Origin of the sequence: Alteromonas genovensis, assembly GCF_010500895.1 — a bacterium.
Classification (GTDB): domain Bacteria; phylum Pseudomonadota; class Gammaproteobacteria; order Enterobacterales; family Alteromonadaceae; genus Alteromonas; species Alteromonas genovensis.
Genome location: NZ_JAAAWO010000004.1, coordinates 240009 through 258098 on the forward strand (window position 1 = coordinate 240009; position 18090 = coordinate 258098).

Consider the following 18090-nt stretch of genomic DNA (forward strand, 5'->3'; position numbering starts at 1 on the left):
AACAAAGGACTGTATTTTGAATAAAGCATTCATTTTAGGCGGCGGCGTTACCCTTGCTGCGCTTTTAATTGCCCCCACTTTTATCGGCAATAGCATTGAAACAAAAGCACGCAGCACCCTTGCTGCGTTAAACGAACAGCCGCTGTATTCTGCATCAATAGTGTCTTACGACAAAGGCTGGTTTAGCAGCAGCGCACAAATAGAAATCGCGCTAGATATCAACGGTATATTAGCCGCGCAGCAAGTTGACAATACTCAAGACGTTAGCATGGAGAACCCGACGATAATCGCTAACGTAAACGCCTATCATGGCCCCATCTATTTTGGTGACGGTGTGGGTATTGCAAAAGTAAAATACAACATCGCCGTTCAAGGTGAAGCGCTTCGCGAGTATGTAGCCTGGCCCGACGACGAGCCGCTGTATTTTAACGAAGGTACGCTAGGCCTTTTCAATGGCCTAAATTACTCTGACGCGATTCCAGCACTACAAGGTGTAGATGACGAGCTAACCCTAAACTTTTCAGGCTTTAATGGTGAAGCGAAACATGAAGGTGATGGCATTCGCTATCAGGGACAGGCTGAGTCACTTACTATGAACGATGGTGCTTTCTCATTTGAAATGTTGAACACCACCGCTGATATTACCTACAGCGACGACGTTGATATGCTTGCGGCTATGAACGGTGAACTGTTTGAGGGTGATGCGGCTATCGCCATTGAAGAAATGGTATTTTCAGATGAAACGGGAACAAACATTCTCGTTGAAGCACTACGTATTATTACCAACACGGATATTGATGAAGACACCAATACGGCCAATGTATATGTTGAGTATGCGGTTGATAAAATTGAAGGGGCTGCACAAAATGCCTCTGACATGGTGATCGGCATTGCCATCAACAACCTTGATGTAGACTTCATCAAAGCCTATCAGGATTTCAGCAACTCTACACTATCAACGCCTGCCGACGAATTGCCAGAAAAGCTTCAGGCATTTATCAAAGATAATTTACTACAACAGCTACAAACTGAGCCTGAAATTAACATTACCAAGCTGGCCATGACCTTACCTGAAGGCAGTTTTACCGGTAAGGCTAACTCAAAGCTAGTGGGTGTTACTGCGCTTCCAGACACCCTTGAAGATCCAAGCTACTGGGTGTCGCACTTACTCGCTAATGCACAAATTAAAGCCGACAAAGCATTCGTTGAAAGCATGGCTTCAGGGTATATGGTTGCTGAACTTGCTGCTAACCCGCAAACTCAAGGCATGACAGCTGAAGAGCTGCAAAGCCTTGCATCGCAACAGGTTCCCATGGTGTTAAACACCTTTGTAGAACAAGGTTTTATCAAGCAAACTGAAAATGGCTACGACGCAGAATTTGTATTAAAAGACGGCAAGGCTAACCTTAACGGCGCCGAAATTCCGTTACCATTTGCTCAGTAGCAAGGTAATAAAGCAACAGGGAAGCAAACCAATAACTGAACAGGGCATTCGAACATGCAGTTAGCAAAATGGCAGAGCGACGGCGAGTATTTTACTTATGACCAACAAGCGCTATTTTACCGAACTGATGGCGAAGGCCCTGTTTTGCTGCTTATCCACGGTTACCCAACAGCAAGTTACGATTGGGTTAAGCTATGGCCCACGCTAACTCAACACTTTCGCTGTATCACCTTGGACATGTTGGGGTTTGGATTCAGTAGTAAGGCACCCACTAAATATCAAATCACTGAACAAGTAAGTGCTATTTGCGCACTACTGAAACACCTAGAGGTATCCAATGCCCATGTACTTTCACACGACTATGGCGACACTGTTGCCCAAGAACTTATGGCCCAGCAGACAGACGGTATTTTGCCATTTTACATTAACACTCTACACCTTTTAAATGGTGGCCTCTTTCCCGAAACGCATCGGGCACTGCCTATTCAAAAGCTTCTTCTGTCACCTTTAGGTGGGGTGCTAATTCACCTCTTAAATAAAAACGCGGTGAGAAAAAGTATGCGGGGTATATTTGGCGAAAACACACCGCCAACTGAACAAGACATTGATGATTTTTGGACGTTGATCAGCACCAACAACGGTCATAAATATATGCACCTACTGCTGGATTACATGAATCAACGCAAAAAGCACAGAGAGCGCTGGGTAACGGCACTTCAAAATGCCACCGTTCCTATTCGTTTAACGATTGGAGCAGCAGATCCTATTTCAGGTGCTCATATGGCCGCCCGATATAGGGAGCTGATGCCGCCCCCCAGTATTGTTGAATTAGAAAACATTGGTCATTACCCTCAAATAGAAAGCCCTCAACAGGTTTTAGCGTCAGTGCTTGAACATATTGAGAGCAATACTACTGGTTGTTAGTAATCGCCTTTTTATGACTTCTTCTCTAAATATCGGTAGGCGGAAGTTTATCAATTGCCGTCCTTAATATTTCAGACTCTACTTGAGAGGCGACTCCAATATCGCTAGTACTCTCATTAGGCACAGTATGAACAGGCTCACCTGATATAGCGTTCGATTCACTATTGCCGTCCATTTCTGCTGCTTCAAACGACGTTGACGGTAAAATTAAGTCATCCTGCGGCAAATCAATGTTTACCACGTCGCTTTCAACTTCTGTAACAGGCCCCGCTGCTGTTAGCTGCTCCTCGTCCGGTAGAGTAATTGTATCTTCCGGTATAAGTATCTCGGGGGATAATGCCTTTGAGCTAAGCGGAATTATGGTCTCATTAAGCTCAGCTAACGCATCAGCATTATTCTCCGATGCAGGAATAGTCGACATTGCTACTGAGTTATCCTCTGGCAAATCAATGTATACCGGTTCGTCAGTCATTTCTGGTTCACGTCCCACCTCCATTAGCTGCTCTTCCTCCGGAAGCGTAATTGTATCTTCCGGTATAAGTATCTCAGGACTTAATGCTTTTGAACTAAGCGGAGATAAGGGCTCGTTTACATTAGCTAAAATATCAGCCTTATCTTCCAACGTAGGGATAGTCGATAGTGAAACGACAGTATCCTTGGGCAAATCAATATTGACCACGTCGTCTTTGACTTCTGTAACAGGCCCCACTGCTGTTAGCTGCTCATCCTCCGGAAGCGTAATTGTATCCTCCGGTATAAGTATCTCTGGGCTTAATGCTTTTGAACTAAGCGGGGATAAGGGCTCGTCTACATTAGCTAAAATATCAGCCTTATCTTCCATCGTAGGAATAGTCGATAGTGAAACTGCTGTATCCCGCGGCAAATCGATGGTTACCACCTCGTCATTGACTTCTGTTACACGCCCCACTGTTGTTAACTGCTCATCTTTTGGAAGCGTAATTGTATCTTCCGGTATGAGCATCTCAGGCGTTATTGCAATGAAAGCCATCTCATTGAGGGGGAAAGGCTCGGTAGTCACTGTGTCTTCCACCCACGCAGTCTCCATCACCGCAGCCTCCACAATTCCCGAAGTACTTACAGACTCGGACGTATTAATAGCTTGTACTGTTGATACACCTTCTCCGGATGCTGTCACAAATACATTAAATTCTGCTTGCTCGACAGTACCGTCTGGATATTCAATACGGTAAGTAAAGGTATCCGTTAAGGTGCCGCTAAATACGGCCTGCGTGTTGTCTGGGGTATAAGTGTACGCGCCAGTTTCGTTAATCTGCAGCGTGCCGTAATCACCCACTAACGTAATGCCGCCTGTAGCATCTTGGAAGGTTGTTCCATCAGTAGAGACGGTTACGTCGTACGTTGGACCAAACAGCACATCGTTTTCGAAAAGATTGCCAGTGGCAGTTTGTACTTCGTCAACCACAAATTGGTCTAGGAAATGAATAGTAGAGCTCAAATCAACACTGACGCCGCCAAAAGCACTGGCTAAGCCTGTATCCACGTCCATGGTAACTCGGTATTCACCTGCTGTAAGACCAAATGAAGTAAAGCTACCATTTCCATCAAGGCCAAGCAGGCCTATCAACTGGTCACTGGAGAAGGTTTCAACAACTTCCCACGTGCCGTTATTGTTTCTCTCTATGAATAGGTCCAGTCCTGAGCCCAATGATAATAGATCGCCGCCATCCACTGTTAAGGTAAGATCCATAGTGGTATCAGTTGCTACTGTAAACGAGTTACTTTGGGTATCATCAGTGGTAGGAATAACAATACCAAGGGCGCCAATCAGCCAAGTGTATTCAAGTGCTTCGGCTTCAGCGTAACCTGCGCTACTGGCAAAATCATAGGTTAGCTCTGCCCGCGCTGAGTCCGCAGATATCCCTTGCCCTGATAGATTAAAGTTTAAGTTTGCGGTAGAGGTGTTAGTGCCATCTGAAATGGTGTAGCTGAAGCTATCCGTACTACCCAAGCCGTCGCGCACGCCGTTGGCTATATAGGTGTAGCTGCCGTCTTCAAAGATAGTTAAGTCGCCATAGTCACCCTCAATGGTAATGCCAGATAAACCAGTACCTAATACGGTAACAGACTCACCATTGGAGTGAGTAACTTGCGTAACTACGCCGCCCTCAGCAATGCTATCTGCTACGTCACCACTGTTGGCTGCATCAATAACATTACCAGAGGTAGTAGTGCTTCCCTCAAAAGCGTATTCAGTAAGCGTTGAAGTCACATCCGTAGACTGTAGCAATGTGAGTGTATTACTTAGCAGTGCAGCTGCGACAGCATCTAACACACTATCAGCTAGAAGGCCCAATCCAAGAGCGTTTAGTCCGTTAGTTATAGTGCTTACCAAGTCGCCTGCGCCTATGGTATCAGCTGCGCCTAAAGCGGGTTCTAGAATGAAGTTACGTACAACCGTACCTAAACCAAGCCCGCTTAATACGCTGGCATTAGTGCCGTTTAGTGCATCTTCTACAGCAGTCAAAACAACGTCTTGATTCTCCTCGCCAAGAACGACGCCGCCATCACCTAATTCAGTTAACGTAATGGAGCCGTCGCTATCTTGATCAAATAAGGTTTCAAGGGCGCTGTCGTCGTTGCGAACCACTACGGTGTAATCACCCGCAGGTAGCCCTGAGAATTTCGCTACAAGGGTGTCATCCCCGGTTACTCCGATAAGGTTTACACCTGCCACGTCACCTATTAACGGGTTGTCTGGCGTCATCGCTGTGGCGACCACGTTGCCATCTGCATCAATAATATCAACACGATACGCATCAGCGACTGCGACTAACGCTGTTTGGCTAACTTCTACAACCACTTCGCCAAAGAAACCAGCATCAACGGTAAGCGTTGTGCTAGCCTCCGGCGACCCCGCCGCTGGTGAACCTTCGGCTAAGCCAATGACTTGGAAGTCACTATCGGTTACTGGGGCGTTCACAATGGCGGTTTGTGCGCCCAGCTCCATATCATTGTTATCGGTTTGGGCTACTACTGGCGGGAAGTCACTGCCAGAAATGGTGATGGTAAGCGCCGCAATATCGGAAGTTTCACCATCTGATAGGGTGTAGTTAAACACTTCGTCTTGGCCAATTGAACTGCGGTCACCATCGGCGGTATAGGTGTATGTGCCGTCTGCGGCAATTTCCAGTACGCCATAGTTACCTTGAATAGTAACGGTACCGGTACCAGGTACAGCCACACTATCACCAGAGGCGTTGGTAACCAGTGTTACTTGGGCACCGTCTAAGATAGTGTCGGCACCTACGCCGCTAATATCACCGTCGATTAGGTTGCCTTGGGCCACCAAATCACCCGTATAGGTGTATTCGGTTAATGTGGTGGTGATATCAGTGTCTTGCAATAGGGTTAATGTATTGCTGAGCAATGCATCGGCAATGACACTTAGAATGTCATCAAGGAAGCCAGTTAAACCAATTGCATCAAGAGGCGCGGTAAGTAAATTAACAAGCTGTCCTGCGCCAATTACTGTGGTTGTATCTAGAAGTACTTCTAATACGCCCCTTACTTGAGTGCCAACCGTACCAATTGGAATACCTAAAACGCCGGTATTTAACGTGGTTTCAATAGTATCAAGAACGACAGCTTGATTGTCTGGCCCAAGTACAACGCCAGCTGAACCAAGTTCATCAAGGTCAACATCGTTACTATTGTCATTGTCTAGCAAGTCTTCAAGTAAGTTCTCATCATTGCGAACCACCACACTGTAGTTGCCAGCATCAAGGCCTGCCAACGTGAACGAAATGCTCTCGTCGCCGGTAACATCAAAAATGTCTAGTCCACCGACATCTGCAAGTTGTGAATCTGCGCTAACTCCTTGGTAAACAAGTTGACCACTCTCGTCATACACCTCAACAATGTAGGCATCGGCAACAGCAACCAGTGCTATTTGGTCAACCTCTACTAATACTTCACCTACATGGTTAGGGGAAACGGTAAAGGAAGCACTTGCATCGACACCGCCTGTAGACTCAGCCAAGCCGATAACATCTACGTTGCTGGTGGTCTCTGGCGGGTTCACCGTGACCACAGGCTCACCCATATCAACGGCGTTGCCGTCGTTTATGGCATCAAGCGCTTGTATAACCACATTTTGGCTAGCGGTACTCGCAGTATTCCCTGCCTCATCAGTGACGGTTGCCACTACGGCATAGGTACCCGCAGGTAACGGTGTGCCAGTTAAATCCAGGCTCCAGTTGCCGCTGCCATCAATAGTAAGTTCAGGGTCAGTGCCAAAGGTATAGGACGTGCCATCAACGGTAACAGTTAGGGTAGTATTGTCACCAAGGTCAACCGTTCCATTAAAGATAAGCGTGCTGTCGCTCGTTATAAAGTCTCCAGCCACGCCAGAGTCGTTTGAAATACTATCGAACGTTACCGTCTGGCCATTATTGTTTTCATCAATACTGGTATCGATAACAATCGAACCTGTAGCTGAGTCAGAATTACCCACAGCGTCCGTAGCGGTAACCGTTGCCGTATAATTACCTTCAGCGAGTAATGCGACAATATTGTCAGCTAATGTCCAGGTACCGTTACCATTATTGGTAGCGGTGTAGTCATTCCCGTCAATAGTCACCACCACAACCGCGTTCGGGTCGTTCACTGTACCGGTAAGTTCCGGGGTGGTGTCGTTAGTAGTAAGATCGTTAATGGCTACCGTAGGTGCAGTGGTATCAATTACTACAGTACCTGAATTGATGACCGTGTTGCCCGCGGCGTCTGTCGCGCTTACCGAAGTTGGGTAGCTACCTTCAGCAAGTGTGGCGACTACGTCATCAGCCAGTGTCCATGTACCGTTACCGTTGTTAGTAGCGGTGTAATCATTGCCGTCAATAGTTACCACCACAACCGCATTCGGGTCGTTCACCGTACCGGTAAGCTCTGGCGTGGTGTCGTTGGTGGTTAGATCGTTTATTGCAACCGTAGGCGCGGTAGTATCAATTACCACTGTACCTAAGTTGGTAACCGTGTTGCCTGCGGCATCTGTCGCGCTTACCGAAGTGGAGTAGCTACCTTCTGCAAGCGTGGCGACTACGTCATCGGCTAGTGTCCAAGTACCGTTACCGTTATTAGTAGCGGTGTAGTCGTTGCCGTCAATGGTCACCACTACAATCGCATTGGGGTCGTTCACTGTACCGGTAAGCTCTGGTGTGGTGTCGTTGGTGGTTAGATCGTTAATGGCTACCGTAGGCGCAGTGGTATCGATGACCACCGTGCCTGTATTGGTGCTTACGTTACCGTCAGGATCGGTTGCGGTAACCGTTGCGGTATAGCTGCCTTCAGCGAGCGTGGCTATTGCGTCATCAGCCAGCGTCCACGTGCCGTTACCGTTATTAGTGGCGGTGTAGTCATTCCCGTCAATGGTAACCACAACGGTCGCTGTCGCATCATCAACCGTACCTGTCAGCGCTGGTGTTGTGTCGTTGGTGGTTAAGTCATTAATTGCCACTACAGGTGCCACGGCATCTACCGTATCAGACGCAGATCCGCTGGTATTGCCCGCTTCATCAGTAGCCGTTGCCGTTACTACAACGCCATCTGCCAATGGTGTACCTGGCGTTACGCTCCAGTTGCCGTCGCCATCAGCGACAACGATGAAATCTGGCGTGCCGTCGCCATCAACATCTACATTCACGGTTGCGCCTGCTTCGGCTGTGCCGGTAATTTCAGTGCCGTTGCCTGCATCCACAGTAGGTGCTGCTGGTGCTGTGGTATCAATAACCACTGTACCTGTATTTGTACCCACATTACCTTCTGGGTCGGTTGCAGTAACGGTTGCTGTATAGCTACCTTCAGCAAGAGCCGCAACAGCATCATCAGCCAGTGTCCACGTGCCGTTACCATTATTGGTGGCGGGGTAGTCAATGCCATTAATGTTAACGACCACCGTGGCTGTTGGGTCGTTAACCGAACCAGTAAGCGCTGGTGTGGTGTCATTGGTTGTTAAATCGTTGAAGTCAACCACTGGCGCGACCGCATCAACCGTGTCAGTGGCTGGGTTGCTAATATTACCTGCTGCGTCAGTTGCCGTTACGGTCACGATTACGCCATTGGCAAGCGGTGTATCTGGCGTAATACTCCAATTGCCGTCGCCGTCAGCGACAACGGTGAAATCAGAGATACCATCACCGTTTACATCAACATTAACCTCGCTACCCGCCTCGGCGGTACCGGTAATTTCGGTGCCGTTGCCTGCATCCACAGTAGGGATTGCAGGTGGTGTAGTATCAATAACTACTGTTCCTGAATTTGAACCCACATTACCATCGGCATCAGTGGCAGTAACGGTAGCGGTATAGCTACCATCTGCAAGTGCTGCCACTGCATCGTCAGCCAGCGTCCAGCTTCCATCACCATTGTTAGTTGCGGTGTAGTCCACACCATCAATAGTCACGATTACAATAGCGCTTGGATCGTCAACCGTACCCGTTAGCTCTGGTGTAGCGTCATTAGTAGTTAAGTCGTTGATTGCAACGACTGGCGCAACAGCGTCTACTGTATCTAACGCTGGTGCACTGACATTGCCAGCTTCATCGGTTGCCGTTGCGGTAACCACAATACCATCGGCAAGCGGGGTATCTGGCGTAACGCTCCAGTTGCCATCGCCATCAGCGACAACGGTGAAATCTGGCGTGCCGTCTCCATCCACATCAACATTGACCTCGCTGCCTGCTTCGGCGGTACCGGTAATTTCAGTGCCATTACCTGCATCGACGGTAGGCGCTGTTGGAGCAGTGGTGTCAATCACCACAGTACCAGAGTTAGTTCCGGTGTTACCATCGGCATCAGTGGCAGTAACCGTAGCGGTATAGCTACCTTCAGCAAGTGCGGCTACTGCATCGTCCGCCAGCGTCCACGTGCCGTTACCATTATTTGTGGCGGTGTAGTCATTCCCATCGATGGTGACAACAACGGTGGCTGTCGCATCATCAACCGTACCTGTCAGTGCAGGTGTTGTGTCGTTGGTGGTTAAATCATCAAAGGCAACTACTGGCGCAACAGCGTCTACCGTATCAGACGCAGGTGCGCTGGTATTGCCAGCATCATCTGTGGCTGTGGCTGAAACTACAACGCCATCAGCAAGCGGGGAATCTGGCGTAATGCTCCAGTTACCATCGCCATCAGCAACAATGGTGAAATCAGGCGTGCCGTCGCCGTCCACATCTACATTTACGGTTGCGCCAGCCTCTGCGGTGCCTGTGATCTCAGTGCCGTTACCTGCATCAACAGTGGGGGCTGTTGGTGCTGTAGTATCAATAATGCCGCCATTTTCGTTTGCGGTTGCGGTATTGCCGGCACCATCAGTCGCGGTAGCGGTAACGGAATAATTACCTTCAGACAAGGCTGCTGGCACATCAACAGTGAAGGTTCCGTTGGCTTGAACGGTTGCATCGAAGGTTTGCGTGTTGCCCGCATTGTCCGTAACGCTGATGGATACCGTACTACCTGGTGCAATATCCGTCGTCCCAGAAATCGTGGGTGTTGTGTCATTTCCTGTTCCAAGCGCGTCCAAGGTAAGGTTTGGCACCGCCGTATTAATAGTACCGCTGGTGGTATCAGACGCTGAGTTTCCTGCTGCATCGGTGGCATTAGCGGTAACATCGAAGTTACCGTCAGCCATGGCATTGGGAACGTCTGCGCTGAAATTACCAACGCTGTCGACAATAGCCGTAAATGTCTGCTCTGCTCCTGCGCTGTCGGTGACGGTTATGGTCACTGAACTTCCAGGGCTTAAATCGGTGCTGCCAGTGATCGTTGGCGTGGTGTCGTTACTTGTGCCTTGTGCATCTAGGATAATAGTTGGTGCGGTAGTGTCTACGCTTCCGTTTGTTTCAGTGGCAGTTGTCTCATTGCCTGCTGAGTCTTGGGCAATCGCCGTGACTGTGTAGCCGCCTTCAGCCATAGCGTTTGGCACATCGGCCGAGAAACTGCCATCTATCTGAACAGTGGCATCGAAGGTCTGGCTTACACCTGCGTTATCGGTAACCGTGATGATTACCGTAGCACCTGCAGGCAGGTCAGTATTGCCCGATATAGTCGGTGTTGTGTCACTGTCTGAGGCCAGTGTATCTAACGATACAGTAGGGGCTGTTGTATCAATAATGCCCGTGTTGTCTACAACGGTAGTGCTATTACCCGCTTCATCACTTGCTGTGGCTTCAACACTGTATGTACCTTCTGCCAAAGGCGCAGGCACGTCCACTGTAAAGTTTCCATTTGCATCAACCGTAGCTGTGAGGGTTTGAGCATTTCCTGCGCTGTCAGTGACCACAAGAGTAACCTCACTACCCTGCGCTAGGTTTGTGTTACCAGATAAGGTAGGCGTTGTGTCATTGCCTTCCTCAAGTGGCGTTAAGGTTAGTGATGGTGCTGTAGTGTCTACGTTTCCTGTATCACTCGCTGTCGCTGTATTATCTGCCTCATCACTGATGGTAGCGCTTACCGTGAAGTCGCCTTCCGCTAAATCGGTACCCGGGGAGATAGAGAAAGACCCATCGGCTTGTACCACTGCACTTAAGGTCTGGGTTGCACCAGCACTATCCGTTACCAAAATAGTGACCACAGAGCCTGCTGGTTCATCGGTTGTACCGGCAATGAGTGGCGTCGCGTCGTTAGTGGTATCTGCAACGTCTATAGTCAATGTAGGTGCAAGCGTATCAACTACGCCTGCTTCATTATCGGTTGTACTATTGCCTGCTTCATCGGTGGCGGTTGTTGAAACAGTGAAGTTTCCTTCAGCCATCGCCGCTGGTACGTCGGCAGAGAATACGCCACCCGCAGCAACCAATGCAGAGAACACCTGGGTATTACCCGCACTATCCACAACGGTTATTTGCACTGTAGAACCTTGCGGTAAGTCTACAGTACCGCTAATGGTTGGGGTTGAGTCGCTAACTGTGCCCGGCTCGTCCAGCGTAATAACAGGTGAAATTGTGTCGATTAGGCCGGTTTCAGCGTCGGACGCTGTATTGCCAGCTTCATCAACAACGGTAGCCTGAACTGTGTAGTTACCCTCAGCCAAAGTGGTCGGAACGTCTACGCTAAAAGAGCCGTCGCTTTGTACAGTTGCTGATAAGGTTTGTATATTGCCAGCGTTATCGGTGACAGTAATTGAAACCGTGCTTCCGACTGGCTGGTCTGTCGTTCCGCTAATGGTTGGTGTTGAATCATTGCCAATGCCTTGCTCTGCCACATCAATAGCCGGTGATGTGGTATCTACTACACCGCCAGTTTCAGCGTCTGAGCCTGTATTGCCCGCGCCATCAGTCACCTCTGCTTCGACGGTGTAGCTACCCTCGGCCAAGTCTGACGGTACGCTTGCGCTGAAGGTGCCATCTCCTTGTACTGTTGCAGTAAAGGTTTGAACTGCTCCAGCACTATCTGTCACTGTTAAGGTGACAATGGCACCAACCGGCGCGTTAGTTGTGCCCGAAATAAGAGGCGTGGCGTCGTTTGTCTGGCCAAGGGCATCTAGCGTAATGTCCGGGGCGCTTGCATTAATATTGCCGTTATCCGTTACTGTCGTGCTATTGCCCGCAGCATCGCTCGCACTGGCTGTTACCTCGTAATCGCCATCAACAAGCGCGCTAGGTACCTCGACTGAGAAAGTGCCATCCGCGTTTACCGTAGCGGTAAGGTTCTGTACATTACCGCCTGCATCGGTGACAACCAGTGTAATTGTTGCTCCCTCTGGTAAGTCGCTAGTACCGCTCAAAATTGGCGTTGCGTCATTGCCGCTGGCCACTGGATCTAAGTTGATAACAGGTGGAATGCTGTCAACTGTACCGTTGTTATCAACCGCTGTGTTTTGATTACCTGCATCATCAGTCGCCGTCACTTCTACTGTGTAATCACCTTGTGCAAGGTCAAGGGGCACATCAGCGCTAAAGCTACCGTTCCCTTGAACGGTGGCAGTGAAGGTTTGCGTATCGCCCTGGCTGTCAGTCACGCTTATGCTTACAGTATTGCCCTCAGCCAAGTCGGTGGTTCCCGATATAGTCGGTGTAGCGTCGTTGGTTAGGCCTTGCGCGTCTAACGTTACGGTGGGGGCTGCTGTATCGATAACACCGTTATTATCGATAGCCGTTGCTGAATTACCCGCATCGTCAGTTGCAGTGACGGTTACGCTGAAACTGCCTTCAGCTAAATCGGCAGGAACATCAGCACTGTAAGTGCCATCGTTTTGAACGGTTGCTGTAAATGTTTGGGTATTTCCAGCGTTGTCTGTCACGCTTATGCTAACCGTATCGCCAGCGTTGAGGTCTGTGGTGCCAGAGATAGATGGCGTTGCATCATTGCCAAGCCCTTGTGTATCGATGGTTATTGATGGGGCTGTTGTATCGATGTTACCGCCAGTTTCGGTTACCGATGCACTGTTGCCAGCGCCGTCTGTGGCGGTCGCAGTAACAGAATAGTCACCTTCAGGTAAGCTCGCAGGAACATCAGCCGTAAAGCTTCCATCGCCTTGCACTATGGCACTGAATGTTTGCGTGTTTCCAGCACTGTCGTTCACAGTTAGCGTTACGGTACTACCTGGTGCTAAGTCGGTGTCACCTGAAATAGTCGGCGTCGTGTCGTTGCCCGACCCAAGAGGATCAAGGGATAAGGTAGGCGCGGCAGAGTTTATGTCGCCACTCACTGTATCTGTAGCAGTATTGCCTGCAGCATCGGTGGCCGTTGCAGTAACGTCGAAGTTTCCGTCAGCCATAGAATTAGGCACATCTGCACTGAAGTCGCCATTAGCATCTACAGTTGCTGTAAACGACTGCACAGTGCCAGCGCTATCAGTCACTGTAATCGTTACTGTGCTTCCTGCGGCTAGGTCGGTACTTCCGCTAATGGTAGGCGTGTTATCGTTACCTGTACCAAGCGGATCCAGAGTGATAACAGGCGCTGTGGTATCTACGCTACCACCGGTTTCAGAATCTGAACCTTGATTGCCTGCCCCGTCTTGAGCCGTAGCGGTAACCGTATAGTCACCCTCAGCCAGCGGTGAAGGTACATTCGCTGCAAAGCTGCCGTCAGTTTGTACCGTTGCGGCAAAGGTTTGCGTGTTACCGGCACTGTCGACCACCGTTAATGTGACAATGGTGCCAGCAGGAAGGTTTGTGGTGCCAGAAATAGATGGCGTTAGGTTATTCTCAGGCGCTAATTCGTCAAGATTTAGCTCAGGCGGCGTGATGTCGATAACGCCTGCATTATCGAGTATCGATGTGCTGTTGCCAGCTTCATCAGTGGCGGTGGCTTCAACAGTGTACGAGCCTTCGGCAAGTGCCGCGGGTACATCAACCGTAAAGATTCCTGCAGCATCAACCGTTGCTGTAACTGTTTGAATGTTGCCTGCACTATCTGTGATAACCAAAGAGACCACGCTACCTTCGGCTAGATCTGTACTACCCGAAATGGTTGGCGTTGTGTCATTGCCTAATCCTTGAGGGTCTAAGGTTAGGGTAGGCGATGTGGTGTCGATGGTGCCTGTTGTATTGGCTGACGCACTGTTGCCAGCATCGTCGGTGGCCGTAGCAGTAACCGTATAGTCACCTTCGGCCAGTGCAACTGGCACATCCACACTGAAGTTGCCGTTTGCATCAACCGTTGCCGTAACGGTTTGGGTATTGCCAGCGTTATCGGTGATCAACAGCGTTACACTCTCACCTGCTGCTAAGTCGGTAGTGCCTGAAATGGTAGGCGTAGTATCGTTATTTGAACCCAGCGCATCTAGCGAAATAACCGGCGCGACGGTATCGACTATACCGTTATTGTCGGTAACAGATGCACTATTTCCGTTGCTGTCAGTAGCGGTAGCGGTTACTGAGTAATCACCCTCGGCAAGAGGCGCGGGGACATCAACACTAAAGTTACCGCTTGCATCAACAAATGCAGTAAAGGTTTGGGTGTTTCCTGCACTGTCAGTAACGGAAAGCGTCACGGTTGAACCCGCGGGTAGGTCAGTCGTACCCGATATAGTTGGTGTAGTATCGCTAACCGTGACTTGCGCATCTAGTGTCAGCGCTGGGGCGCTAGTATCTAGGATTCCAGTATCGGAAGAGGTTGTTGTATTTCCTGCTTCATCTGTAGCGCTTGCGATTACTGTATAGCTGCCATCTGGCATAGCATTTGGTACGTCCGCGCTGAAGTCACCATTCGCGTCCACAATGGCGTCAAAGGTTTGCGTGTTGCCTGCGCTATCTGTGACGGTTAACGTTACTGTGCTTCCCGTTGCTAAATCAGTGCTGCCCGATATGTTAGGCGTTTCATCGTTGCCTGTACCTTGGGGATTTAGGGTTAGAACAGGGGCGCTGGTGTCAATATTGCCACTGCCTTCAGATACTGTTGTTGAATTACCAGCATCATCTGTTGCAGTAACTTCGACGCTGTAGTCGCCTTCAGGCAGTGGTGACAATACCTCTGTTGCGAAGTTGCCGTCTGCATCAACCAATGCGTTAATGGTTTGCGTGTCTCCATTGCTGTCAGTTACGGTGATCACAACAACAGCGCCTTCAGGTAAATCTGTATTACCTGAAATAATCGGCGTAGTGTCATTACCTGAATCTAACGGGTTAACGGTAACAACAGGCGCTTGTGTATCAATACTTCCATTTGTTTCGTTCGCCGTCGCGGTGTTGCCTTGCGCATCGCTTACTGTGGCCGTAACGGTGAAGTCGCCGTCAGCCAGAGCGCTAGGCACATCGGCACTGAATGTTCCGTCGCCTTGCACGGCTGCTTGGAAACTTTGCGAATTACCGTTGGCATCTACCACAGTAATGGTAACCAGTGTGCCAGGTGCTACATCGGTAGTACCTGTGATAGTTGGAGTAACATCACTGGCAGCGCCTTGTGTATCAAGGGTTAACAGTGGCGCTTGGCTATCTACATTGCCTGTTGTATTGGCATTTGCGGTATTGCCTGCACTGTCAGTTGCACTAGCGGTAACCGTAAAGTCGCCGTCAGCTAGTGCGTTTGGCACATCTACGCTAAAGCTACCATTTGCATCGACCAAGGCATTGATAAGTTGTGTGTTTCCAGCGCTATCTGTAACCTCAAGCGTTACTGTGCTTCCCTCAGGAAGGTCAGTAGTGCCTGAAAGCGTCGGCGTGGTGTCGTTACCTGTCGCAATGGTGTCGATAGTGATCGACGGCGCAGTAGTATCAATTTCACCTGTGGTATCGGCGGTGGCGGTATTGCCCGCGTCGTCAGTCACACTGGCGTTGATGGTGAACTCGCCTTCGGCCAGTTCTGCGGGCACATCCACATTATAGGTGCCATCTGCCTGCACAATAGCCGTGATGGTTTGCGTGTTGCCCGCGCTGTCAGTGATAGTTAGCGTAACCGCACTGCCAGGGGCGGCATCGGTGGTACCTGAAAGAGTCGGCGTGGTGTCGTTGTCCAAAGCCGGCGCATTGATAGTGATTGTTGGTGCGGTGATATCAATAATACCCGTGGTATCGGCGGTAGCCGTATTACCAGCCTCGTCAGTCACACTGGCATTAACCGAAAATTCGCCCTCGGCCAGTTCTACGGGCACTTCCACATTATAGGTGCCATCGGCCTGCACAATGGCGGTCACAGTTTGCGTGTTGCCCGCGCTGTCGGTGATAGTTAGCGTAACCGTGCTGCCAGGGGCAGCATCGGTGGTCCCTGAAAGAGTCGGCGTGGTGTCGTTACCTGTCGCAACGGTGTCGATAGTGATCGACGGCGCAGTAGTATCAATTTCACCTGTGGTATCGGCGGTGGCGGTATTGCCCGCATCGTCAGTCAAACTGGCGTTAATGGTGAACTCGCCTTCGGCCAGTTCTGCTGGTACATCCACACTGTAAGTACCATCGGCCTGCACAATGGCGGTCACAGTTTGCGTGTTGCCCGCGCTGTCGGTGATAGTTAGCGTAACCGTGCTGCCAGGGGCAGCATCGGTGGTCCCTGACAACGTTGGCGTGGTGTCGTTATCCAAAGCCGGCGCATTGATAGTGAGTGTTGGTGCGGTGGTATCAATAATACCCGTGGTATCGGCGGTAGCCGTATTACCAGCCTCGTCAGTCACACTGGCATTAACCGAAAATTCGCCCTCGGCCAGTTCTACGGGCACTTCCACATTATAGGTGCCATCGGCCTGCACAATAGCCGTCACGGTTTGCGTGTTGCCCGCGCTGTCGGTGATAGTTAGCGTAACCGTACTGCCAGGGGCGGCATCTGTGGTACCTGAAAGAGTCGGCGTGGTGTCGTTGTCCAAAGCCGGCGCATTGATAGTGATTGTGGGTGCGGTGGTATCAATAATACCCGTGGTATCGGCAGTAGCCGTATTGCCCGCTTCATCAGTCACACTGGCGTTAACGGTGAACTCGCCTTCGACCAGTTCAGCCGGTACATCTGCGCTATAGGTACCATCGGCCTGCACAATCGCGGTCACGGTTTGCGTGTTACCCGCGCTGTCAGTGATAGTTAGCGTAACCGTACTGCCAGGGGCGGCATCTGTGGTACCTGAAAGAGTCGGCGTGGTGTCGTTGTCCAAAGCCGGCGCATTGATAGTGATCGTTGGTGCGGTGGTATCAATAATACCCGTGGTATCGGCAGTAGCCGTATTGCCCGCTTCATCAGTCACACTGGCGTTAACGGTGAACTCGCCTTCGACCAGTTCAGCCGGTACATCTGCGCTATAGGTACCATCGGCCTGCACAATCGCGGTCACGGTTTGCGTGTTACCCGCGCTGTCAACAATAGTAAGGGTAACGGTACTGCCAGGCGTCGCATCAGTAGTTCCTGACAACGTTGGCGTTGTGTCGTTATCCAAAGCTGGCGCATTAATAGTGATTGTTGGTGCGGCAGCGTCTATTTGGCCTGTTGTTGAGCCATCAGCGGTATTGCCAGTTGGCTCGAGCACAGTAGCGTCAACAGTAAAATCACCGTTTGCTAAGGCGTTAGGAACATCTGCGCTAAACGTACCATCACCTTGAACAATCGCCGTAAGTGTTTGAGTGTTTCCTTCACTGTCTGTCACTGTAAAGGTTACCGTGCTACCGGGAATGGCAGAGGTGATACCTGTAATGGTAGGCGTTGTATCGTTGGTTAATCCAATAGGGTCTAAGGTTAGCGAAATATCTTGAGCTTGCTCTCCGGTCCCTGAGAATTCAGTTGGGGTTATGTCATCGTTATTGTTGTTACTTTGTTCAAATTGGAAACCTACTGGGTCAACGTCTTCATTAATACGATCTACGCGTACAAAGTTACTACCACCACCGGTACCTGCGCCGCCATCAAGACCTGCCGCAGTCGCTTCTAATGATTCTAAGATGTCGCCTTCACCAGCTAATAAGTCTAAAAAATCACCGTTCTCTTGGGATGCGCTCTCAGAGCCTTCAACGCCGTCGAGCAGTGCTGCAAGTTCATCCACGCTTTCATCAAAAACTGCAAACTCGTCGTCGGTATTGCTGTCCGTAAAGTCTAACTGTAGAGGGAACGAAACGGTCTGCCCCGCTGGCAATGTGCGAAGTTCACCGTTTACGCTAACGGTAACGGTGGCATCTGGTGCAATATTTAAAACATCGCCCTCGTTAATCGTCATACCTGACGCTGCGTTAACTCGGTCGCCTGTTTCACTACGTACTAAAGAAGCTTCACCATTTACTTCTACAATGCTTACCTCGGCCATAAGTCCCTCTCAATGAAAATAGATATTCACGCTA

General features: G+C 50.0%; 3 protein-coding genes. 2 read left to right on the forward strand and 1 reads right to left on the reverse strand.

What is annotated here, in order from left to right; translation table 11 throughout:
* The first annotated feature begins 16 nt into the window (after positions 1-16).
* The gene (locus tag GTQ48_RS07665; protein WP_163106035.1) at positions 17-1444 is read left to right on the forward strand and encodes a YdgA family protein; all 1428 of its coding nucleotides are present in this window, start codon (positions 17-19) and stop codon (positions 1442-1444) included.
* A 54-nt stretch (positions 1445-1498) separates the two neighbouring features.
* On the forward strand, positions 1499-2368 hold the full coding sequence (locus GTQ48_RS07670) for an alpha/beta fold hydrolase (RefSeq protein WP_163106037.1): 870 nt from the start codon (positions 1499-1501) through the stop codon (positions 2366-2368).
* 25 nt (positions 2369-2393) lie between these two features.
* Here the strand turns inward: GTQ48_RS07670 and GTQ48_RS07675 are convergent, their stop codons facing one another.
* Positions 2394-18056, reverse strand: coding sequence for a BapA/Bap/LapF family large adhesin (locus tag GTQ48_RS07675; RefSeq protein ID WP_163106039.1), 15663 nt, complete (start codon positions 18054-18056; stop codon positions 2394-2396).
* Between the last annotated feature and the right edge of the window lie 34 nt (positions 18057-18090).

What these genes read in the sequence shown, in the direction of transcription:
- GTQ48_RS07670 (WP_163106037.1), top strand. Translation starts at nt 1,499, where the DNA reads ATGCAGTTAGCAAAATGGCAGAGCGACGGCGAGTATTTTACTTATGAC.
- GTQ48_RS07675 (WP_163106039.1), bottom strand. Translation starts at nt 18,056, where the DNA reads ATGGCCGAGGTAAGCATTGTAGAAGTAAATGGTGAAGCTTCTTTAGTA.